This is a genomic window from Chromohalobacter sp. HP20-39, assembly GCF_033052815.1.
In the GTDB taxonomy this organism is placed as follows: domain Bacteria; phylum Pseudomonadota; class Gammaproteobacteria; order Pseudomonadales; family Halomonadaceae; genus Chromohalobacter.
Window position 1 is genome coordinate 299,613 of sequence record NZ_JAWHTP010000002.1, and the last position, 22,186, is coordinate 321,798.

At 56.3% G+C, this 22,186-nt stretch carries 21 protein-coding genes and 1 other RNA gene; 3 read left to right on the forward strand and 19 right to left on the reverse strand.

Going from position 1 to position 22,186, the window contains the following annotated elements:
* Positions 1-13: 13 nt before the first annotated feature.
* The 18 genes from RVY79_RS04930 to RVY79_RS05015 all read right to left on the reverse strand — a co-directional run bounded on the left by RVY79_RS04930 (position 14) and on the right by RVY79_RS05015 (position 18,579).
* Complete coding sequence (locus RVY79_RS04930; RefSeq protein WP_317462920.1) at positions 14-574, reverse strand: nucleotidyltransferase family protein; 561 nt, start codon at positions 572-574, stop codon at positions 14-16.
* Between the two features lie 55 nt (positions 575-629).
* Positions 630-1,280, reverse strand: coding sequence for a DUF2268 domain-containing putative Zn-dependent protease (locus RVY79_RS04935; protein ID WP_317462921.1), 651 nt, complete (start codon positions 1,278-1,280; stop codon positions 630-632).
* A 123-nt stretch (positions 1,281-1,403) separates the two neighbouring features.
* Positions 1,404-1,895, reverse strand: coding sequence for a DinB family protein (locus RVY79_RS04940; protein ID WP_317462922.1), 492 nt, complete (start codon positions 1,893-1,895; stop codon positions 1,404-1,406).
* Positions 1,896-1,953: 58 nt separating this feature from the next.
* Positions 1,954-2,451 (reverse strand): GNAT family N-acetyltransferase, encoded by a 498-nt coding sequence (locus RVY79_RS04945; RefSeq protein ID WP_317462924.1) that lies wholly within the window; start codon positions 2,449-2,451, stop codon positions 1,954-1,956.
* Positions 2,452-2,551: 100 nt separating this feature from the next.
* Complete coding sequence (locus RVY79_RS04950) at positions 2,552-4,423, reverse strand: ATP-dependent nuclease (RefSeq protein WP_317462925.1); 1,872 nt, start codon at positions 4,421-4,423, stop codon at positions 2,552-2,554.
* A 364-nt stretch (positions 4,424-4,787) separates the two neighbouring features.
* Positions 4,788-5,129 carry a hypothetical protein gene (locus tag RVY79_RS04955; RefSeq protein WP_317462927.1) on the reverse strand — a complete coding sequence of 114 codons (342 nt, stop codon included), beginning with the start codon at positions 5,127-5,129 and terminating at the stop codon, positions 4,788-4,790.
* A gap of 114 nt (positions 5,130-5,243) precedes the next feature.
* Positions 5,244-5,729: a hypothetical protein gene (locus RVY79_RS04960; protein ID WP_317462928.1), complete on the reverse strand. Its 486-nt coding sequence runs from the start codon at positions 5,727-5,729 to the stop codon at positions 5,244-5,246.
* 96 nt (positions 5,730-5,825) lie between these two features.
* A complete protein-coding gene (locus RVY79_RS04965; protein WP_317462929.1) occupies positions 5,826-6,425 on the reverse strand; it encodes a HEPN domain-containing protein in 600 nt (199 codons plus the stop codon).
* The gene (locus RVY79_RS04970; protein ID WP_317462930.1) at positions 6,415-7,467 is read right to left on the reverse strand and encodes a DUF262 domain-containing protein; all 1,053 of its coding nucleotides are present in this window, start codon (positions 7,465-7,467) and stop codon (positions 6,415-6,417) included. Before RVY79_RS04970 ends, RVY79_RS04965 begins: the two co-directional genes overlap by 11 nt.
* A 510-nt stretch (positions 7,468-7,977) precedes the next feature.
* Positions 7,978-10,185, reverse strand: a complete 2,208-nt coding sequence (locus RVY79_RS04975) for an OsmC domain/YcaO domain-containing protein (RefSeq protein ID WP_317462931.1) — start codon at positions 10,183-10,185, stop codon at positions 7,978-7,980.
* Positions 10,186-10,389: 204 nt separating this feature from the next.
* Positions 10,390-12,123 (reverse strand): methyl-accepting chemotaxis protein, encoded by a 1,734-nt coding sequence (locus tag RVY79_RS04980; protein WP_317462932.1) that lies wholly within the window; start codon positions 12,121-12,123, stop codon positions 10,390-10,392.
* Between the two features lie 345 nt (positions 12,124-12,468).
* Positions 12,469-13,005, reverse strand: coding sequence for a macro domain-containing protein (locus RVY79_RS04985; protein WP_317462934.1), 537 nt, complete (start codon positions 13,003-13,005; stop codon positions 12,469-12,471).
* A gap of 180 nt (positions 13,006-13,185) precedes the next feature.
* Positions 13,186-13,449 (reverse strand): Txe/YoeB family addiction module toxin, encoded by a 264-nt coding sequence (locus RVY79_RS04990; RefSeq protein WP_317462935.1) that lies wholly within the window; start codon positions 13,447-13,449, stop codon positions 13,186-13,188.
* A complete protein-coding gene (locus RVY79_RS04995; protein WP_317462936.1) occupies positions 13,446-13,688 on the reverse strand; it encodes a type II toxin-antitoxin system Phd/YefM family antitoxin in 243 nt (80 codons plus the stop codon). Before RVY79_RS04995 ends, RVY79_RS04990 begins: the two co-directional genes overlap by 4 nt.
* 255 nt (positions 13,689-13,943) lie before the next feature.
* A complete protein-coding gene (locus RVY79_RS05000) occupies positions 13,944-15,176 on the reverse strand; it encodes a UbiH/UbiF/VisC/COQ6 family ubiquinone biosynthesis hydroxylase (RefSeq protein WP_317462937.1) in 1,233 nt (410 codons plus the stop codon).
* Between the two features lie 20 nt (positions 15,177-15,196).
* Positions 15,197-16,399 carry a 2-octaprenyl-6-methoxyphenyl hydroxylase gene (gene ubiH, locus RVY79_RS05005; RefSeq protein WP_317462938.1) on the reverse strand — a complete coding sequence of 401 codons (1,203 nt, stop codon included), beginning with the start codon at positions 16,397-16,399 and terminating at the stop codon, positions 15,197-15,199.
* A gap of 167 nt (positions 16,400-16,566) precedes the next feature.
* Positions 16,567-17,904 (reverse strand): Xaa-Pro aminopeptidase, encoded by a 1,338-nt coding sequence (pepP, locus tag RVY79_RS05010; protein ID WP_317462939.1) that lies wholly within the window; start codon positions 17,902-17,904, stop codon positions 16,567-16,569.
* Between the two features lie 69 nt (positions 17,905-17,973).
* Entirely contained in the window at positions 17,974-18,579 is a 606-nt protein-coding gene (locus tag RVY79_RS05015) for a UPF0149 family protein (RefSeq protein WP_317462940.1), read from the reverse strand.
* 210 nt (positions 18,580-18,789) lie between these two features.
* Between RVY79_RS05015 and RVY79_RS05020 the strand changes: the two genes are divergently transcribed.
* The 3 genes from RVY79_RS05020 to RVY79_RS05030 all read left to right on the forward strand — a co-directional run bounded on the left by RVY79_RS05020 (position 18,790) and on the right by RVY79_RS05030 (position 20,072).
* Positions 18,790-19,110 carry a cell division protein ZapA gene (locus tag RVY79_RS05020; protein ID WP_317462941.1) on the forward strand — a complete coding sequence of 107 codons (321 nt, stop codon included), beginning with the start codon at positions 18,790-18,792 and terminating at the stop codon, positions 19,108-19,110.
* Positions 19,111-19,263: 153 nt separating this feature from the next.
* A non-coding RNA gene (gene ssrS / locus RVY79_RS05025) (6S RNA) lies at positions 19,264-19,446 on the forward strand.
* 8 nt (positions 19,447-19,454) lie between these two features.
* Positions 19,455-20,072, forward strand: a complete 618-nt coding sequence (locus RVY79_RS05030) for a 5-formyltetrahydrofolate cyclo-ligase (RefSeq protein WP_317462942.1) — start codon at positions 19,455-19,457, stop codon at positions 20,070-20,072.
* Positions 20,073-20,499: 427 nt separating this feature from the next.
* On the opposite strand, the gene ilvA is transcribed toward RVY79_RS05030, so the two are convergent.
* Positions 20,500-22,065 carry a threonine ammonia-lyase, biosynthetic gene (ilvA, locus tag RVY79_RS05035; RefSeq protein ID WP_317463234.1) on the reverse strand — a complete coding sequence of 522 codons (1,566 nt, stop codon included), beginning with the start codon at positions 22,063-22,065 and terminating at the stop codon, positions 20,500-20,502.
* Positions 22,066-22,186: the final 121 nt, after the last annotated feature.

The following is a 22,186-nucleotide window of genomic DNA, read 5'->3' on the forward strand; positions in this document are numbered from 1 at the left end:
CGGCAGCGATTCGTCAGGCGTTCACCACCAGTTTTGGCCACATTTCCAGCCATCTTTTAGAGCTTATCCTGGCTTCGAAATCCGTTCGCTTTGGCCGTTTTGAGTTCAAGGTGATGGTGAAGCCGAATAGCCGCTCAACACCGAAAGGGGCCACAATCGCTACCTCGCCTCTCTCATCCAACCTGGCCCCCACGGCAGTTTCCACCTCTACCCAGAAACTCATGGCATCTTCAGTTGAAATGTACGGACTGTCCGAATTCCGCTCGTGCATTCTGGCCTGATTCTTCACCGACCATGGAAGCTTCGAAATGCTTTTTAAATCATCCTCAATTTCTCGGTCACGAGATTCACTACAATCGCGTGGATCGAAGTAAATCAAGTCAACGTCGTTCAGATCGGTAGCCGATGAAAGCCCATGAATATTATCCCAAACCAAGTTCCTAACGAACCCCGCAGCGATGCACCACTCCGGCAGCTTCTCCTCAGAAGCGATGGCAAGCGCCTCCATACGCATGGGGTCGCACGCCAGCCAATCCTTGATCTGTGCTTCGTAGGTCATATCGATATCTGACATCAGCCATCACGCACTTAACGCGTGCATGTCATCATTAGGTTCTCATGCCTCAATGCTAGCGGATACCAGACATCCGTAATATCTCGTCGCTTGGAACGAGAGCCAAGTCGGCAGCCGATAACCCAGACGTTAGGATAGCTTGGTCTACAATGTAGGTTCCCGCACGATAACCAATCCAACGCCGCCCATCCGGGTGCTGGAACATCCAATGATCGTAAGACGCCGAAACCGGAAGCTCTAGCAACTCAGCAACCCATTGCTCGACCTCGGCAGGATATTGCCCCCAAGGCGTCTCACGGCCCCCAAAATCTCGCTCAAATACGGTCGCAAGGCCCTCGCTGACGACCCCCTCCATAAAGGAGGTGCGCGCCGCCCCGCCATACATGACCCATCCTCTTACCAAATGATGAAGCTCATGAAACAACGTGAAACGCAGCTGGGCACGAGCAACAGCGGCCACGCCGCCCGGCAATCTCGCATCAACGGTCCACCTCACGCGACCTGGCGAGACTGCCATGCCCATCTCTCCCGTTTCCGGGATAACGAAAGGCCCCGTCTGACAGGCCAAATCAATATCTTCATTTAAGTCGCCGAGGAAAGAACGAATCTCCGGTTCAGCATCGGCACACACCTCCTCAACAGCCCGACGAGCATCCTTTGAAAAATACCGACCATCATTTGTATCAAGGAATAAAGGAACGATCATCAGTGATTCCTTCAGTGAGGACCTGTTGGTTCAAGGCCAAAACACAGCCAATTCACACGCACATAGCGAGTGAGTGGTCGGCCGGAACGCCTTATTGATCAGCGATAGCTACATAAGCACTGTTTACGTCTCATCACCTGGTAGCCCGATCAGGTCTGTAACTCCGACATCAATGCCCAGTTGGGTAAGAAGGGTCGTGACTTGGCCACGATGGTGTGTCTGATGGTTAAAGAAATGTGAAAGGGCAAACCAAAGCGGGTACCGCCGAGGCTCAGGGTTTACGATACTGGTATAGATCAAGTCTTCGTTCACATCTTGCGTGGAAAGCGAGGCTACCCATTCGATTATGCGATTGTCCTCAGCCTCGCGCTCGCTTCGAAGAACGTCGAAGTTCGCGTAGAGCTCATGATCTAGTGACGTGATATAGAATGGCTTACCCGTAAACCGTCCCATCCAGACCCGATCAGTAAGTAACAAGTGGTTAAGAGTGCCATGAATTGATTTAAAAAAAGCCCCCATATCGCGCTTCCGCTTCTCATCTGACAATCCAGAGCAGCACTCGTAGATTTTCTGATTCATCCAGCGATTATATCGCGCCATCGTTTGAATATGCATTTGACTTACGTCCTCATCTGTCTCGCCGCCCAACGCCGCGTGAATGGCTTGGTTATACCTATTCATAGGTTCTAGTCATATATTCTGCATCCTCCCCATAGGCGGAAAGACGACCCTTTAACTCCTCATTCACTTGCACAGCCTCAAACCCTTGGCGCTTCCAGTAAGATGACGCTCCCTGGATAGCTACTAGGAATAGCCGCTTATATCCCCTTGATTTTGCGGACTCCAATACTGAGTTCAGCAAATATTTCGCAGTACCGCCATTGCGTGCTTCACGACTCACCGCGATGTCGTGGATACAAAGGCTATCCGCATCTACCGGAACAGAATAATCAACACCATCCAAGTCAAGCAGTTCACCATATACCCATGGCAAAGCCACCACATACCCTACTACCATTTCGTTCTGTATCGCGATAAAACTGAAATCCGAATTAGCAGACAGCTTTGCAGAATATGAATCAATGGATTCAAGGAGATCCTCGCTATAGCACTCGCGCTGAATGCGCGAAATGTCCATGAGGTCAGCTTGAGATATCTTTCTAATTTTCATAGTGCTATGCGTACCTATCTTGTGACGTATAACGCCGCGCTCACCGGTAAGTTAGGAGCGAAGTGAGTAATTTATCCGAGTGCAGCGCCTTGTTATACATTTACCCAAGCCCCATTTGCTCGTTAACATTTATAATAGGGTTTGTACCAGCTTCAATTTTAAGCGGAAAACCTTTCACATCTAAAATTGATGTTGCGAGATCAACAACTAGATATAATCGGTCCGCAGTCTCAATAGACAGCCGAAATAAACTAGACTTGTTCCCAAATAGATCTCTGCAGTTAGTGTTTAGCTCAACTTCGGTAGTTGCCTCGGATAGGGTTGCTAGTGCCGGCGCCACTATTGCTAAAACCATATCTCTAATTGCCGCACCTTCATCAATGTTTTTAGATTGGGATGCAAATTTAATTGCCTCAACTACATCACTGAAATTTTCTGCTATATCTTCCTCTCCCGCATCACTCATATAAGAAACCTCATGCGCCGCAGCATTTGGTTTTTCGTCACTAGTTAACTGATCTGCGTACTGATAATAAGCCTCGATAGTTCCTTTCTTAAGAATGAAACACCCTTGGCTTCTTAATAAACCGATAAGAGATATTAGTCTTGCTTTTAGTCCGCACCATTGGGGGTAATTATTTAACTGGCTGAGCATATTTTCGTCTGCTTCAAGCAAGGAGCAAAATACTGCACGTCTCTTTGCAATGATCTCGTCTTTTTGGACATCACGGTTTAACCAGTATGAATGGGTCATTGATAGATCACTTATATCATCCCAGTTTTCGTCTACTTGCTGAGAAAAGTCTCGATATATATCTCTAGCAAATTGAGAAGCGTTCCGATGTCCAAATCTCATAGCTATGTCATCTGCGGCTTGTTGATTAACAAATGAACTAATAAGATCAACTCCGTCTGCTAATGCGTCGGCATCCGCTAAAACGCTGGGCGTTTTACCAATTAGACGCATCAGTTTTGTAACTACAGGCATTTGGCCTTTTCCGGTTACAGGCAATATTTGTGATCCAGCTGCTTCGGTATTTAAATCAAGTGCTCGGCTTATGCCAGAACAAATAATTTGATCACTAGGCCCCTCCACCAATAAAGGCCGGTCACAGAAAAGTGCTAACTTATGCTCTTGTCCCATCTTGGCGAGCAGGGCTTGAATTTTTCGACTTCGAAATTCGTCAATTGCTGGATCAATTTGTACGGGTTCCTTAAGAACATCGCTGCAAAAAACTATTGAAGCTAGATCATCTACTGATTGAAGGTGCACGAACTCAGTTGAGTGAGTGGATAGAAATACTAATTTTTTCCCTTGCTCATCTGGTGAGCCGGCCACCTTTGCTATTTCTTGATACAAAAAAGATTGTAGCTGGGGGTGGAGGGAAACTTCGGGCTCATCGATTAAAACCACTCCAACTTCATCGTCATACAAGCCTGCGAGGATGGAAACCAAATGAAGTAATCCACTTGCCTCGCGAGCAGACGAATATTCATTTGATTCCATATCGACTCGGGTAAAATATATCTTTAGCCGACCACCATCCCAGTCAACATGAACATCTCTATTGAAAAGTTTCCTTAGCCTTTCCTGAACTTTAATTAAAATATCTGGTCGTTCGCTAAGTGTCGCAAAGTCACCAGTTACAGTTTCATTTGCATGCCTACGCTGCATGGAGCCTTTATCTCCATATTGTGCATTCTCATAATTTGGGTTCCCGCCACGCTGACCATCGAAATCAGACCTAAAGTTTTCTAAAGGACCTAATCTTCCCGCCGAAACATAGCGAACCTTCTTTCCAGATGAATGCTGGACAATATCCTGTTTTAGCCCTCTTAATAGCTGTGTTTTACCCGAACCGTTTGGACCAAGAAAGGTAGTGATTCCACTATAAACATGAATTGACTTAGGTTGCACATTTTGAATATTTGAATGCCTAAGATTTATATTAATCTGAGTGGGAAATTCCATCTACGATATTCTCTCTTGTGTATAACGCACCCAGCAGGCGCGGGTTTGGAGTGAAGCCGCAGGCGGAACGGAAAACCCGTCGCCCTGCCTGGGCTTGTTATATGCCGACGCCCTCTGGATGAGCATTTACACGAACCAACCTACCAGAACTCGCATCCATCGCTATTAGGTATGGCTGCACGATTACGGGCTCCTCCTGTACTAGCTCAGCGACAACACCTTGGCCTTTACCAACAAACTCGACCATTGATTCTAGATATCTCTCAGTTGCTTCTTCAAACTCGTCTTGGGACCAGTCCGTTCTATACAAAAACTTAACTTTCTCATTGTTCCTGCCTACACAATATAGCGCCAAGATGAGAGATTATGGAGTTTCCGGCGCCTTATTTTCTGACGATGAAATCACCTTGACCTGATAACTCGCGTTAGGGCCAAAGTATTTTTTATAAACTCCCAAAAGCGCCCGCTTGATGTGCGGGTAACAGTCTTCAGCAGCTTTATCGCCCAGCTTCTTTATAAAAGAACCGCCAAATATAAGAGCCACCGAGGTAAACCCTAGAAGCAATATAGAAGCTTGCGGCCCTCTATCTGGAACGGCATGAAAGTCTGCATCACCGCCGAAAAATGCAATAGCCTCCCTAAGCTGGGAAGCAGCCTCCTGATCAACGTCATCCTCTACAGCAACATTCAAAATATCCCGATTCACGCCCTCTCCCTGTACATATAACGCTCCGCTAAACGGCGAGCGTTAGCGAGTCCGGTGGAGGCCACGCTTTTTGTGGCCGGAACGAATTTGAGCGGCTTGTTATACGTTTTCTGCCTAGACATCTTTATTTGCGTATGCCTCCAGATCGTAAACCACTTGAATAAATAGGTCGGCCAGACCGACTCCATGATTCTCTTGAGCTTCAAGTAGACTGCCGGATTCTGTTAGAGCTCCGTGAAGCTGCTCAAGGCCGTCAGTCATGTCGTTAAAGCTAGCCCTGCATTTAGTTATTAGATTTAGCAATTCACCTTTATTTGGTGCATAGCCAAGTTTGTGAGCAAAATTATTTCTCATCTTATTAATACTTTGTAGGCAATTCGCCACATCATCTGGTACCAAGCCCAAAGAGTTGATAAGGGTAATTTTTCTACTATGGGTTAATGACAGAAAATGCACCATGAGCTTGCTGTCATAACTTAGGACTATTTCTTCAAGTAGGTGCTCTATAACCAAGTGCCCAATAAGAAATCCTGTCAGCAAATCTGAATCATCAATCCGATGAAACAAGAATTCTTCGTACTCATTGCTGTAGGTAGACATTGCTACTTAATTCCTTAGGGGGACGTATAACGCAGAGCTTTGCGGCAATTTTGGAACCGCGAAGCGGTGGAGAAATTGTCCGACAACAGCGACTGGTTATGTATTTCCTGAAGCACATAAGACGGCATTTCTTACGGCACCCATATATACCTTAAATACTTTAATATTTGAGGAAAGATCAGAAAAAGAAACATCCATAGCATTGTCGTTATGATGAACAATGCTATTCCGTTTGTTAACTACAGCGTTGATGAGATCTTTATTTTTATTAAACTCATCTTCTGCCGAAAGATCAATCCCTAAAAGCCGATAAGCTTTTAGCGTCTTGTATGGATTCGCAGACAGCCCATCGGAGATATCTTTCTTATTCGAGGGATAATTAGCCTCTTCAAACCTCAGATCCTTCTCTTTTGGATCCCTGGATGCTTTCCAATAAATGAAGTTGTGAGGAATTCTGGCAAGCCTTATCCTGCGATTAATTTCTTTTGCATACTCATAAGCCAAATCTTGAAGATAAGCCTCCAGGTATGAACAAATATTTATCATGTATGATTTCACGAAAAAGTTGACGTTATCTGAAAAAAGCTCATCTGGATTTTCAGATAAAACACGATCTTCAGATAACTCTATAATCTCGAATAAATTGTCATATAGGCTTTTGTATCTTCCGAAAAGCTCATCAACTTTATCCTCCATTAATCGCAGCCTCCAAAAGCTCGGACCAGCTCTGTTTTCTCCTAAGAATAGATGATCTATTTTGTAGTCCGCCAGAAAGTGTTCTTTTGAAATCGTCACTTTCACAAAGGGCTAAATAAGCGCCTCTTATGTTTTCTTTATTTTCTTTCGCAACTTCAAAATCCAATCGTCCTACGGTTGGCATTAGAAGGTCATAGTGAACCAGGCCCTTCCTTTTTCGTTCTGCTGCAGGGTTGGTAAAAACGTTATCGCCGAAAACTTCTATGCAATTTTCAAGGGCCTTGTTGAAACTCTCTCGATACTCACCTAGTGCATCGTCATCGAGCTCTGAATTTCGTTCCATATAGTCATCCAGGAAATCTTTAAGGTTAGTATTAAAACCAGTTAGTTCAGGGTCGTCAGAAAAGGCAAAGAAGCGCAGAACCTGCTCCTCCGACTCTAAACTATTCCTGTCAACATCAGAGTTTTCGGCTAGACCGAACCTTGCGATAAAGGGATTTTCACCGAGTTCGACCAAAAGCTCATCGAGAGTGCCTGGATATAGAGCATGTCGAATTTCTTGATCTGAAAGTTCTACGGCCCCCTGGTTTAGTCTTGAAAATATTTCCCGGACAAGGCTCTTTGGATTCTCTTTTCTTAGAATGATGCATCGTATTGTTGTAGTTTCTAACTCTGTCTGCAGTGCACCTAATTCAGAGAACTTTTTACCTTCTAATTCTTTGAAGGTAGTCATGCCCTCCAATGCAAATTCATCATTGAAAAACCGGGCTATTGTTGTGAGTCGCTGCACACCATCAATTACCATATGGCGTCCATCTTCATCTTCTGCGAAATAGCATGATGGGAGCGGTATCCTCATGAGGCATGACTCTATGAACCTTGAAGACCGTACCCAGCCATCTTTGTCCCACTTGTACTTCCTTTGAAAGTCTGGATCCAACTTTAACTTCGGTGGGTTTGACTGAATCCTGTTTACAAGCGTCTCAAATGGGTAGTCGATCGGATAGAGGTTTAGGGTTTTATCCTCAATATTTTCAGTCATTTGGCTTCCTTAGATTAAAATTATCGATTCAATATACATAACAGGTATTAGATAGCGCGCTCGTTTTCTCACTTAAACGAGCGCGCGCGTTCAACAAATCTTATCTAGCCCGCTATTTCGCACCTAAGTCATTGATTTTAAACCACGCTAAGCATAGTTCGGCGCGTTATGCAGAATTCGCGTGCTTGCGCGTTTTATCGGAACCAACATGCGGAATGAAAAACAGCGGCGGGTCATGAATTCCAGGCACGCTACCGCCACCTACCTGCAAGCGGTGATGCGCCCTTGCCATCCATGCGGTAGTCCCTCTGCGTTGTGTTGTTGTCATTCTTCAGTCTGGCCGCCTAAGCAGCTTTAGTGATTCAGAGTATTCAAGTGTGATGATGGATGCAAAGCGGCGGTTGGTCGTAGAGGTGGGGGTTCTGGTATTAACGCATTAGGCGGGGCTGAATGCCCTCTCCGTCGGGGCGCGCCGTGAGTGGCGGTGACGGAGAGGGTGGGGAGGCGCGGTTACGAGGTGGCGATGCCGGCTTTGGCGGCGCGCGCGGCGTGCAGTTTCTTGTAGCTTTCGATCAGGCGCTGATGGCGGTCGATGCCTTCCAGCCCCATGCTGGTGGGTGTCAGCCCAGGGAAGCGTATCTCGTCGTTCACCGCGCCGATCACTTGGCGCATGGTCTCTTCGCCGAACATCCGCGTGAGGTTGCGGTGGTAGTCGTCGAAGTCGAGGTCGTCGTCCAGGGCGATCTCCAGCACCGCTTGCATGGCCTGGTGAAACAGGCCGCGCTGCACGGTGTTGTCGTTGAACTGCAGGAACATCTGGACGTGCTCCAGCGCGGCGTCGTACTCGCCTAAAGCGAGCTCGATCAACAGCTTGAGCTCGAGGATGGTCAGCTCGCTCCACACGGTGTTGTCGTCGAATTCGATGCCGATCAGCGTGCCGACCTTGATGTGGTCGTCGAGCTGGCTTTCCTCCAGACGCTCGAGCAGGTCGGCGAGGCGCTCATCCTCGAGCGAATGCAGGTTGAGGATGTCGGCGCGGAATGCCAGCGCCATGTTGGTGTTGTCCCACACCAGGTCCTCGACCGGGTACACCTCGGAATAGCCCGGCACCAGAATGCGGCACACCGGCGCGCCCAGGTCCTCGTGCTCCATCACGTAGGCTTCCAGCCCCTGGTCGGCGAGCAGTCCATAAAGGCGCTCGGCCTCTTCCGCGGTGGTGCCGGCGAAGTCCCATTCATGGAAGTCGATATCCGTGCGGTCGCTGAAGAAGCGCCAGGAGATCACCCCGGAGGAGTCGATGAAGTGCTCGACGAAGTTATTGGGCTCGGAGACCGCCAGCGAGCTGAAGGTCGGCTGCGGCAGGTCGTTCAGGCCCTCGAAGCTGCGCCCCTGGAGCAGCTCGGTGAGGCTGCGCTCCAGCGCCACCTGGAAGCTCGGGTGGGCGCCGAAGGAAGCGAACACGCCGCCGGTGCGCGGGTTCATCAGCGTCACGCACATCACCGGGTAGCGGCCGCCGAGCGAGGCGTCCTTGACCAGCACCGGGAAGCCCTGGGCCTCCAGCGCGGCGATGCCTTCCTGAATGCCGGGGTACTTAGCCAGCACCTCGTCCGGCACGTCGGGCAGGACGATTTCCTGCTCGATGATCTCCTTCTTCACCGCGCGTTCGAAGATCTCGGAGAGGCACTGCACCTCGGCCTCGGCGAGCGTGTTGCCGGCGCTCATGCCGTTGCTAAGGTAGAGGTTCTCGATCAGGTTGGAGGGGAAGTACACCGTCGCGCCATCGGAGCGGCGTTTGAACGGCAGCGCGACGATGCCGCGATCCGCGCGCCCGGAGTTGGTGTCGATCAGGTGCGAGCCACGCAGCTCGCCATCCGGGTCGAAGATCGCCCGGCAATGGTCGTCGAGAATGCCTGCAGGCAGGGCGTCATCGTCTTCCAACGGAAACCAGCGCTCGCTGGGGTAGTGGACGAAGGCACTATCGGCGATTTCCTCGCCGAAGAACTGATCGTTGTAGAAGAAGTTGCAGGAGAGGCGCTCGATGAACTCGCCCAGCGCCGAGCAGAGTGCGGCTTCCTTGGTCGCGCCCTTGCCGTTGGTGAAGCACATCGGCGAGGCCGCGTCGCGCAGATGCAGCGACCAGACATTGGGCACGATGTTGCGCCACGAGGCGATCTCGATCTTCATGCCCAGGTCCTCGAGGATCTGGGTCATGTTGGCGATGGTGCGCTCCAGCGGCAGGTCCTTGCCCTCGATCCAGGTTTCGTTGCCTTCGCTGCCGTCCTTGGCGCTCGTGCCCATCAACAGCGCCTGGGCGTCTTCGTCGATGTTCTCGACCGTCTCGATCTGAAATTCGGGGGCGTTCTGGATCACGCGCTTGACGCTGCACCGCTCCGCCGCGCGCAGGATGCCGGTGCGGTCCTTCTCGGAAAGGTCCTCCGGCAGCTCCACCTGGATCTTGAAGATCTGGTTGTAGCGGTTCTCCGGGTCGACGATGTTGTTCTGCGACAGCCGGATGTTCTCGGTGGGGATGTCACGCGCGTTGCAGTACAAGCGCACGAAATACGCCGCACACAACGCCGACGAGGCCAGGAAGTAATCGAACGGACTCGGCGCCGAGCCATCGCCCTTGTAGCGAATGGGCTGATCGGTCTCGACGGTGAAATCGTCGAACTTGGCCGCCAGCCGCAGATTTTCGAGAAAGTTGACCTTGATTTCCATGTACAAAAACCGGGTTGGTGTCGGGGTGCGCCCACAGGCGAATTGCTCGCCATTATCCGGGTTTCAAGCGGGTGTGTCTTGGGTAGGGGATGAGTCGAGTGGCGCCATATCGAGGCGAGCGGCCCCTCGACGCACAACGACCGCCGCCGGCGGTCGTTGTGGCATGCCGTTCCAGGCGAACGGCCGTCGATTTTCAGGCAGCGCTTAGAATTCTTCCCACTCTTCCTCGGGCGTATGGCGCGCCGTGCTGCGGGTGCTCGGCAGGCGAGACGAGGATGCCGGTGCCCACTGATGACCTGCGCTGTGCGAGGTCCCTTGGGACCGATCGGTTGCCTGGCGCGTGGCCTGTGACGAAACATCGCCAAGCTGGAAGGCCGACATCAGTTCCATCAGCTTGTGCGCGCGCTCCTTGAGACTGTTGGAGGCGCTGGCGCTCTGCTCGACCAAGGTCGCGTTCTGCTGCGTGACCTGATCCATCTGGGTAACGGCATCACCGGCCTGCTGCACTCCATCGCGCTGTTCAGCGGTCGCGTTACTGATTTCTTCCATCAGTTCGGTCACGCGCTTCACGGAGGCCACCACGTCTTCGGTGGTCTTGCCGGCTTGGGTGGCCAGTTCCGTCCCCTGCTCGACACGCTTGCGATTGGCGGTGATCAAGGCGTTGATCTCCTTGGCCGATGATGCGGAGCGGCTGGCCAGCTCGCGCACTTCCTGAGCGACCACGGCAAAGCCTCGGCCGTGCTCACCGGCACGTGCCGCCTCGACGGAGGCGTTGAGCGCCAGGATATTGGTCTGGAAGGCGATGCCGTCGATCATCGAAATGATCTCGGCTACTTCTCTAGAGCTGCCATCGATGTCATGCATGGTCTGCACCACCTGCGTGACGACCTCGCCACCCTCTTCGGCGATTTGCGAGGCATTCGCGGCCTGCTTGCGTGCTTCGACGGCGTTGTCGGCGTTTTGCTGAACGGTGCTGCCCAGTTCTTCCATCGCGGAGGCGGTCTCAGCCAGAGAGCTCGCTTGCTGCTCAGTGCGTGAGGCCAGTTCGTTGTTTCCCTCGGCGATCTGTTCGCTATTGGTCGCTACCGATTCCGCCGAACCGCGCACCTGCATTACCGTCGCTTTCAATTGCTCTGCCATCGCTACCTGGGAGGCCATGATGCTGTTGCGATACTGCGGTTTCAGCGACACCTTGCGGGTCAGGTCGCCATTGCCCACCGCCTCGGCGAAGGCTTTGACCTCATAGGGTTCCGCGCCGAGTTCGCGCAACAGCAACCGGGTCAGCACCGTCGCCACCAAGGCCCCGATCACCAGAGCCACCAGGCAAAGCACCAGCATGGTGATCTGGAAGTTTTCGGCGATATTGCGCGCAAAGCCGGTTTCAGCCGCGTTGAGCTCCTCTTGCAGCGTGATGAAGGCATTGATGTCGCTTAGCCAAGTACGGAAGGCTGGCGCCGCTTCGTCGAGCAGCAATTGCTTGGCGCCGGTGATATCACCTGCCTGACGCCGCTCGAGCACTTCCTCGATCAGCGGCATGGTCGTGGCCTGGATCTCCCGGATAGCGGCCAGGGCGTTACGCTCTTCAGCGGTGACATTGCCCTCCGAGAAGATCTCCCGCATGCCGGTCGCAGCCTCGCGGTAGTCGCCTTCGAGGCGTTCGATATCCGCCAGGATCGGCTCGAGCTGAGCATTGTTCTCGACCAGTACCGCATCGCGCACGGCGATGGCGCGGTCGTGCACACTGCCGCGAAAATCGACCGCATACTGTTGTTTGACGCTATTCACGTCGTTGATGACCTTCATGCTGTGGTCGATCAAATTGACCTCACGTATCCCTTCGGCGGTCAGAATGACCATCAGCAAAAGAACACTGGCAAAGCCGGCCGTCATTCGGGCACGAATCGACGTTCCCTGGAGCCATGAAAATATGGTTTTCACGATGTTATTCCTATCTGGCGAATCGGAGAAAGCACATGTACCGAAAACGATCTTTCGTTCAGCGAACAAGGCGTAAGTATACAAACCTTGTACAAGAAATAAACCTTCGTACAACAAAATGCCACAAAGTCTCTTTCGCGCCACGCACTCGGTATCGGTTAGGCGCCCGTATCTAAACAACAAAAAGTGGGTAGCCACCTTTCTAGACAGGGCCGTACAGAGCAGCGCCGGCAGACAGATTCGTCGTCCGAAGCGAGTGTGTCTTGGGGGAGAAAGGCAGGGGGGCGCCGAAAGCGGGACCGTCCGGCGCCCGACAATGACAGCGTTTCAATTAATGGCGTGGTTTCAATCGAGTAAGCGCTCGAGAACCTCTTCATGAACCCGAACGTCCGCCTCCTGGAACAGCACGAAGCGGATATGCTTGACCGAGGATAGCCGGGGCAGCGTCTCGAGCACCGTGTTGAACGCCACCTGCGTCGCCGCTTCTAGCGGATATCCGAAGGCCCCGGTCGAGATCGCCGGAAAGGCGATGGAGGTAAGTTCGTTTTGCTCGGCCAGTTCGAGCGCGTTGCGATAACAGGCCGCCAGCAACGGCTCGGCGGGCTCGTCCACGCCGTACACTGGCCCCAGGCAATGCACCACCGAACGGTTGGGCAAGTGATGAGCGCCGGTGATCACCGCTTGCCCCGGCTGAATGGGCGCCAGCGGCTGGCATTCCCGTTCCAGTTCCGGCCCGGCGCCACGGTGAATCGCACCGGCCACACCGCCGCCAATACGCAACTCCGCATTCGCCGCGTTCACGATGGCGTCCATATCCGGCTGGCGCGCGATATCACCTTGCACGCACTCAAGCGTCACGCCCTGAAGATTGCGTTTCGTCATGAATTTACCTCCATGGGTATCTGATCCGTTGTCTACACGCACGGTTCATGAGCGAAGGAAGGACCTTCGCGAATGACACTTTTTCTTTGGAGATACCAGGAAGGTTAGGTGCGACTTCACACCGCCACAAGCTTCTTGACCCGCAGATCCTTGCGGTGCTGCTGCAAAAGAAATGGAGCACTATTCATAATGGCTCCAGAGCCTAAGAATTTTCACCACTTTCTCGTCATCAAGCACTTGGTAAACAAGACGGTGCTGGATATTGATTCTGCGTGAATAAGCCCCGGCAAGATCACCGACAAGCTTTTCAAATGGGGGAGGCTTTCGATATGGATCTTCTGAGACCAGCGTCAAAAGTTCTTGAGCTTTAGGTTTCAGGCCACTTGAGGATAATTTCTTTGCATCTTTCTGGGCTTGTTTGGTGTAAACCAGCTTCCATCTCACCAGTCTAGCTCCTCGTCGCACTCATCGACAGAGGCAGCCATCCCCTCACGAATCGAGTCACGCATACCCGGTACAGAAAGCAGGTAAAGCGTTTCCTGAACAGCAGCCCAGTCCTCCTCAGAGACCAGCACGGCCTTGTTTCGTTTACCCATGATGATAATCGGCTGATGAGACTCGGCTGTTTCATCAATCAATCGGTATAGATTGCTGCGCGCCTCTGTTGCAGTAATTCCAGTCATGGCACACCTCCGGTTGCTTGGCTAACTAGAGTGTACGCCATTTCGAACGTACGTCAAGACGAACGTTACGGGATAAGCAGTTCGCCGCGCTCCCTAGCAAGCCTGGCTATGCGCCATTCCTATGCCGCAACAAGCTTCTTGACCCGCAGGTCCTTGCGGTGCTGCTCGGCATGCCATAGCTCATACTGACAAAGCACCGTTAGCACGCCCCTTTAGAATAGCTGGGCCGGGTATGTAACCGGCCCAACGATCATCTTAACGACACACGGCGGGCAGTTCGCCGCGTTCGCCGGCGGCTTGACGAATCATGGTGCGCTTGAGAGGCATGAGTTTGTCGGTACTGGAGAGGCCGACGTTACGTATCAATCGTAACGCGGGGTGCTTGGCACCGAACAACAGGCGGAAGCCGTCCATCAGTGCCAGCATGGCGGCGTTGTCGCCGCGCCGACGACGGGCGTAACGCGCCAGTGTGCGGGCGTCGCCGAGTGCCACGCCGCGTTGGTGGGCGTGGATGATTTCTTCCGCCAGCACCGCCGCATCCAGAAAGCCGAGATTGACGCCCTGGCCAGCGAGCGGATGGATGCTGTGCGCGGCGTCGCCGATCAGGGCCAGGCCCGGCGCGGTGTATTCGCGGGCGTGGCGCTGAGTCAAAGGGAAGTGGTGTACGTCGTCGAGCACCTCGATCTTGCCCAGTCGGCCTTCCATGGCGTCCCCCAGGGCTTGGGCGAACGCCTCCGACGATAACGCCAGCAGGCGCTCGGCATGCTCGGGGCGAGTCGACCAGACGATCGAGCAGTGCCGGTCGTCTTCCTCGACGCGCAGCGGCAGAAAGGCCAGCGGCCCGTCCGGCAGGAAGACCTGGCGCGCCACGCCGCCATGGCCATGCTCGCAGCGTAGCGTGGTGACCAGCGCCACATGACCGGTATCACGCTCGCTGACGTCGATGCCCGCCAGGTGGCGAAGCGGCGAGCGTGCGCCGTCGGCGGCAACCACCAGCGGCGCCGTCCAGCGGCTGCCATCGTCGAGGGTGACTTCCTGCGCGTCTGCCGCACGGGCGAGCCCCGTCACGCGTGCGCCGAAGCGCTGAGTGACGCTGGGCAAGGCCTCGAGGCGCGCTTCCAGGGCGGCCAGGATGACGTCGTTCTCGACGATGTGGCCGAGCTCGCGCAGGCCGATATCCGCCGCCGCGAAGGCGATCTCGCCACTGCCTTCGCCATCCCAGACGCGCATGCCTTGATAGGGCGACACGCGCCGCTCGGCGATCCACGGCCAGGCACCAAGATGCGTCAACAGGCGTTGCGATACCGGCGTCAGGGCGCTGACCCGTGGCGCGGGCAGGCCATGGCCGACGTTTTCACGCGTCAGCGGCGTCGAGCGGGCGTCGAGCACCGTCACCGAGATGCCGGCCTCGCCGAGTAGCGCCGCCAGGGCGCTGCCCACCATACCGCCACCGACGACGATCACGTCATCGTGTGTTGTCTCATCCATGCTGGTTTCCTCGTCGGCCTTCATCGCTCCAGCCCCATGGCGCGGCGCGCCAGGGTGCGTCGCAGCGGACTCACGATATTGAGTCCCACCAGGCCCGCGGCACGCAAGTGGGAAAACGCGGCATGCTCAATGCCGAACAGACGAATCAGGCCATCGCTGAAGCGGATGACGTTACGCCGGTCGGCGGCGCGGCGGGCCTCGAAATCGCCCAGCAGGCTCGCGCCACCGATGGCCTGGCCACGCGCCAGCCCATCCTCCAGCGACGTGACCAAATCCATGACGCCGCGCAAGGCAAGATTGAACCCCTGCCCGGCGACCGGGTGCAGCGAGTGAGCCGCATTGCCCATGATCGCCAGATGCGGGCGCACCGGCTCGTTGGCGGTGACCAGCGACAGCGGATAGGCGTCACGCTGGCCGATGCGCCGAAAGCGCCCCAGACGGTCGCCGAAAGCCTCTTGCAGCCGCCGCAGGCATTCAGCGTCGCTCCAGCCCAGCGTTTCCTCGCGTGGCGCCTTGGCATGGGTCCAGACCAGCGCCATGCGACGCCCGGCCAGGGGCAGCAACGCCATCGGGCCCAGGGTCGAGAAGCGCTCAAACGCCACGCCGGCGTGGTCGCGACCGATCTCGACGTTGGCGATCAAGGCGTGCTGTTCATAGGACTGTGCTTGGCTATCAATACCCAGACGCTCCTTGAGCCCCGAGCGACCACCATCGGCGAGTACCGTCAGACCGGCCTCGAGGCAGGCCCCGTCGCTGAGCGTCAGGCGGTGGCCGTCGGCGAGGGGCACGATGTCCTCGACCCGCGCCGGGCAGTGCCAGGTCAACGGTAACGCTTCGAGGCCGGCGTGCAGCACGCGCCCCATCCAGGCGTTGGGAATCACATACCCCAGAGCATCGAGATGGAACTCGTCAGCCGTCAACCGCGTCGCCCCGAAACGCCCACGTTCGCTGACATGGATCTGGCGAATCGGCGTGGCGCGCTCGGCCATCGACGCCCACACCCCGAGCCGTTCGAAATGCCGGCGCGAGCCTTGCGCAATGGCGCTGGCGCGGGCATCGAAACTGGGCTGGAAGGTCGTCGGCTGCGTCGCGTTCAACGGCGCGGCCTCGATCACCGCCACGCGCAGCCCGTGGCGCTCGATCAGCGGCGCCAGGGCACATGCCAGGCTGGCGCCGACCAGTCCGCCTCCCACGATGGCGATATCGACCCGGTTAGGCGGCATCGAACACTCTCCCTGTCGGCTTCGAAGGTCTTGCCATCCGCGATGGCGAGACACGCTGTTTTGTACCACGTTAAGGACATCGACGGCAGTCGTGGTGACAGCCGTTATGGATTTTTACGTATCCATAACGTAATTACGTAAATATATACCGCGCGATCAAAAAATAATCAACTCTCACGCATGAGCGCCTCGATTTCCACCACTTCCTTGGGCACATCCGCCGTCAACACCTCATGCCCCGTCGCGGTCACCGCGACATCATCCTCGATACGAATGCCCATGCCGCGATACACCTCGGGAATATCTTCGACGTTGGGGATATAGAGTCCGGGCTCGACAGTCAGCACCATGCCCGGTGCCAGCACACGCGGTTCGCCGTCCAGTCGATAGGTGCCGACGTCATGCACGTCGAGCCCCAGCCAGTGCGAGGTGGCGTGCAGGAAGAAGCGCCGGTAGCTGTCATCGGTGATTCGCGCCTCGAGTGTCCCTTCGAGCAGCCCCAGGCGAATGAGGCCGGCGGTCAGATCGCGTACTACGCCGTCGTGGATCGCACGCAGGGTCGTGTCCGGCGCGACAGCGGCCACCGCGCGGCATTGCGCCTCGAGGACGACCTCATAGAGCTCGCGCTGCGCGGACGTGAAGCGACCGTTGACCGGGAAGGTGCGCGTAATGTCACCAGCGTAGAGGTCGAACTCACCGCCAGCGTCGATCAACACAAGGTCGCCATCGCGAAGCGCGGCAGTGTTCTCGATATAGTGCAGCACACAGGCGTTTTCGCCGCCTCCGACAATCGTGGCATAGGCCGGTGCGCGGGCACCGTGCCAGACGAACTCATGCTCGAGCTCCGCCTGGAGCTGATACTCGAGAAGCCCCGGAGACACGTTTTGCATGGCCCGGCGGTGCGCCTGCGCCGAGATACGCGCAGCGTGGCGCATCAGGTCCAGCTCCGCGTCGCTCTTGATCAGGCGCCGTTCGTGGATCAGCGGCGCGACATCGGCGAAGGCACTGGGTGTGCGTTCGCCACGCCGGGCCTGGGGCGCCAGTTCGGCACGCAGCGACTCGGCCAGGGCCAACATGTCGCCATTATCGAGGGGCAGGTACAGCGTTTCACGCCCCTCGAGCAGCTCGGGAAGCAGGGCATCGCGGTCGTCGTTCTCGTAAGCCTCATCGACGCCATACGCCGTCACGGCGGCTTCGGCACCGATACGCATGCCGGTCCAGGCTTCCTTGAAAGCATCTTTTTCCTGGCAGAACAGCACGCTTTCGCCGGCGTCGCGGCCAGGCAGCAGCACCAGCAGCGCGTCGGGTTCAGGGAAGCCGCTCAGGTAGTGGAAGTCGCTATCCTGGCGAAAGGCGTATTCGCTGTCGCGGTTGCGCGTAACCAGCGAGGCCGCAGAGATCAATACGGCACTGTGCGCGGGCAAGGCCGCCATCAACGCCTGGCGGCGGGCACGGTATTCAGCGGAAGAAATCGCCGCCGGACGCGGCAAGGCTGTGCGAGGCATGGGCGCTCCTCGAATGGCAGGAGAAAGGTGGGAGAGTGGCCGGGCACACGACCCGGCCCAAGAGACTTGTCAGTGAGTCTGTGACGGCGGCGTGGTGGCGTCGTCATCCTCGGAGTTTTCGACGCGCTCGACTTGGGGCTGGCCGGGATGCTGCTCGGTGTAGAGCAGCATGGCAGCCATACGTGCATGCTCGGTCAAGGCGAAGAGGTCGTTCTCGTTCTCGGCGTTATCCTCGAGCTCGACCTCCAGGTTGACGAGCGAGCCAAGGTCTTCGAGCACTTCGCGCAGAGCCGGTGACCAGTCGTCACTCTGACCGCCGGCCTCGACGATGGCCTCCAGGAAGCCCTGGGTCCATTCCTGGAGGCCGTGTGCGCGCTCGGCGAGGGAGAACAAATCATCGGGCAGCAGCGGCTCGAAGTTGAGTTCCGGCGCGGCTAGAGCGTCCAGCGTCTGCCGCCGCCAGGCGAGCAGGACCTCGCCGTCTTCGCGGCTATTGGGTTGGTCGACACCTAAGGTCGCGCAGACTTCCTCGAGCCAGGTATCGGCGCTGATGTCGGCCAGCGCCAGACGTGCGCACAAGCGGCCGTCGAGAAACGCCGGTGACTGCATGCTGCCGTGGGCGAGAAAGGTGTCGGCGACACCTGAAAAATCGAGCTGTTCGTCGATGAGGGACATGATGCGGTCCTGTGCTGCAGGCCGCCGGGCCGCGTTGACCGCGCCCGGGCGGCTCTTTATAGTGATCAATGGCTTACATGGCGGCGAACGTGGGCTCGCGACGGCAGGATGCCGATATCGTCGAGGCCGTTCCCTCCACCGCGCAAGACGCGGAAACTTGGTTCCATCTTACCGCATCGGGCCCGACCTTGGCCCGCTCTGGAGCGATCCATGAACGACGCCTCGCGGCAGACGATCGAGATCACGTTGCTGGGACGCCCCTACGTGATTGCTTGCCCGCCTGATCAGGAAGACGAGCTAAAGCGCGCGGCGCGCTATCTGGATCGCGCCATGAATGGCATTCATTCCCAGGGCAAGGTGCAGGGCGCCGAAAAAATCGCCATCATGGCGGCGCTGAACATCACCCATGAACTTCTCGAAGCACTCGACACCCAGCGTGAGAGCGAGTCTAGCCTGTCACGCCTTAGCGAGCGTCTGGAAAAAGCCCTGGCCGATACGCCATCTCCGGACGATGGCAAACCCTCGAGCTGACGTTCAACCCTTGTCCGACAAACGCTTAGGTTCGTTACGAAAAGGCTCTATACGGGTAAAGGTGGTATACGAGAAAGGGGCTACACGAGACAAGGCTCTATACGAAAAGAGGCTGGCGCTTTGGCCGCGCCCCGGTCTCTGCTAGGATGGAGGCGTTCCCTGAGGTGTTCGCCAGTCGTTATAGTCCCTCGAGCCTATGCGCATTACCAGGGGGCCAATTGCTAGACGGGTCTGTGTGCATGTCCGTGCGACGGAAAGCCTGATGACTCGTCTGCGGCCACCCACCTTGAACCTTTAGGTTCAGGGCCAGAACGACAGCGGCACTTTGGGGAACCTCACCGAACATGACGCACGAACCCCCTCTCGAGCTATCCGACCGACGCAGCCTGCGCCGCGAATTGCGCCGGCGTCGCCGTCGACTTTCCGCATCGCAACGTCGCCAGGCCGCCTATGCGCTATGTCGTCGCCTACGCCGATTGCCGGAGGTCAAGCGCGCCCGCCGCGTCGCGCTCTATCTGCCCAACGACGGCGAGATCGACCCGACACCGCTGATCGCGTGGTTCCGACGCCGCGGCGTCCGGATATATCTCCCCGTGCTGCGCCCGTTGTCCGACAACCGCCTGTGGTTCGTGCATTACCACGCAAAGACCCCCATGCGTACCAATCGCTTTGCCATCTCGGAGCCGAGCACGCGGCACGGCGCGCATCGCGCACGGCGCCTGCCGGCCTGGGCGCTGGATCTGGTGCTCATGCCGCTGGTCGGTTTCGATGCCCAGGGCAATCGGTTGGGCATGGGCGGCGGCTTCTACGACCGTACTTTTGCCTTTCGACGCCTGCGCCGCCCGCATCCGCGCCTGATCGGGCTTGCCCACGACTGTCAGTACGTCGAACGATTACCCGTCGCGGACTGGGACGTACCCCTCGATGCCATCGTCAGCGATGCCCGCACCGTACGTCCGTAACGCAAGCGGCCGACGATGGTTTCCCATCGTCGGCCGCTCGGCGGGCCATGCAAGCACTCAGGCGTTCAAGACGACCGGCGAATACGCCCAGATACCGGGGCGCTCATCAAGTGCCCATCAATGTCTGTGCGTAACCCGTCGCCACTACACCCAAGCCAAACAACATTACTAAAGCCATGACCAAATCAGGCTTGCGTTTCATTTCCTGCTCCGTAAAGGACTGTTTCTTATAGCACCCCAAATAACGCTTACGACTATAGGGCCAGGCATATGGGTTGACAACTGGCCTCGGGCACAAGAATGAAACGTTTGGTTAACGAACAACGTTTTATCTGATTTTCGTCATACCACCGACATGAGAACCTATGAGAATATAGATCCTCATAATCGGCGACTATGAAGGCGCCATGGCATGGCGCCGAGCGGTTCACGCCATGAAAAGCCGATAGGCGGGATTGTCGGACTCTTTCCAGTAACGATAGCCGATGCGCTCGAAGTGCTCCTCGACATGCGCGCGGGCGCCATTGGGAATCTGCATGCCCACCAAGACCCGGCCATACGCCGCCCCGTGATTGCGATAATGAAACAACGAGATGTTCCAGTCGGCGGGCAGATGCGTCAGGAAGTTCATCAGCGCGCCGGGGCGCTCGGGAAACTCGAAGCGATAGACTTCTTCGCTGAAGTGTTCCTTGGGGCGTCCGCCGCCGAGATGGCGAATGTGCAACTTGGCCAGCTCGTTATCGGTGAGGTCCTCCACCGGATAGTCGGCCTCGCGCAGCTTGTCGATGACCGCCTGGCGGTCGTCGCCACCCGGCTTGACTTGCACGCCGACGAAGATATGCGCCTGCTCGGGATCGGCGTAGCGGTAGTTGAACTCGGTGACCATGCGCTTGCCGATGGTCTTGCAGAATTTCTTGAAGCTACCCGGGCGTTCGGGAATCGTCACCGCCAGGATCGCCTCGCGCTGCTCGCCCAGCTCGGTACGCTCGGCGATGTGCTGCAGACGGTCGAAATTGGTATTGGCGCCCGAGTTGATGCACAACAGCGTCTGGCCATCGACGCGCTCTTGCTGGATGTACTTCTTGAGTCCGGCCAGCGACAGCGCGCCGGAGGTCTCGGCGACGGCGCGCGTGTCCTCGAAGATATCTTTGACCGCCGCGCATATCTCGTCGGTGGTGACGGTGACCACACCATCGATCCAGTGCCGCAGGATCTCGAACGGCGCCTCGCCAATTTGTGCCACGGCGACGCCTTCGGCGAACACGCCGACCTGGTCGAGGGTGACGCGCTCGCCGGCCTCCATGGCCGCCTTGAGGCAGGCCGAGTCTTCCGCCTCCACGCCATAGACCTTGATCTCGGGGCGCAGGTACTTGATATAAGCCACCACGCCGGCGAGCAGGCCGCCACCACCCACGGGCACGAAGATCGCATCCAGCGGCCCGCTATGCTGACGCAGGATTTCCATGCCCACCGTGCCCTGGCCGGCGATCACATCGTCGTCGTCGAAAGGCGGAATATAGGTATAGCCATGCTCATCGATCAGTTCACGTGCATGCGCCAGTGCCTCGCCGAAGGCATCGCCCCTGAGCACGACCTTGGCGCCTCGGGCGCGTACCGCCTGCACCTTGATGTCCGGCGTGATGCGCGGCATGACGATGGTCGCCTTGACGCCCATCTGCTTGGCGGCCATCGCCAGGCCCTGAGCATGGTTGCCGGCGGAAGCGGCAATCACGCCCTTGGCCTTCTGCTCTTCGCTTAGCTGGGCCATCTTGTTGTAGGCGCCGCGAATCTTGAAGGAGTAGACCGGCTGCAGGTCCTCACGCTTGATCAGAATCGTGTTGTTGAGACGGCGGGAAAGGAAGGGAGCAGGGGATATCGGTGTTTCCCGGGCAGCTTCGTATACGCGTGCCTGGAGGATTTTCTTGACGGTCTCTTCTAGCATTCTGGTGTGTCCTGCGAATTCGCGCGTCTCATTGTGAAACCGGCGCGCCAGGGGCGGCCAACCGGTAGCAAACTTCCATTGTTAGCAGAGGGCGCGGCACAGCGTCCAGTCCCACGCGTGCCATCATGTCTCTTATGCGACGCCGATAAGCTCTATAATAGGCACGGATTTC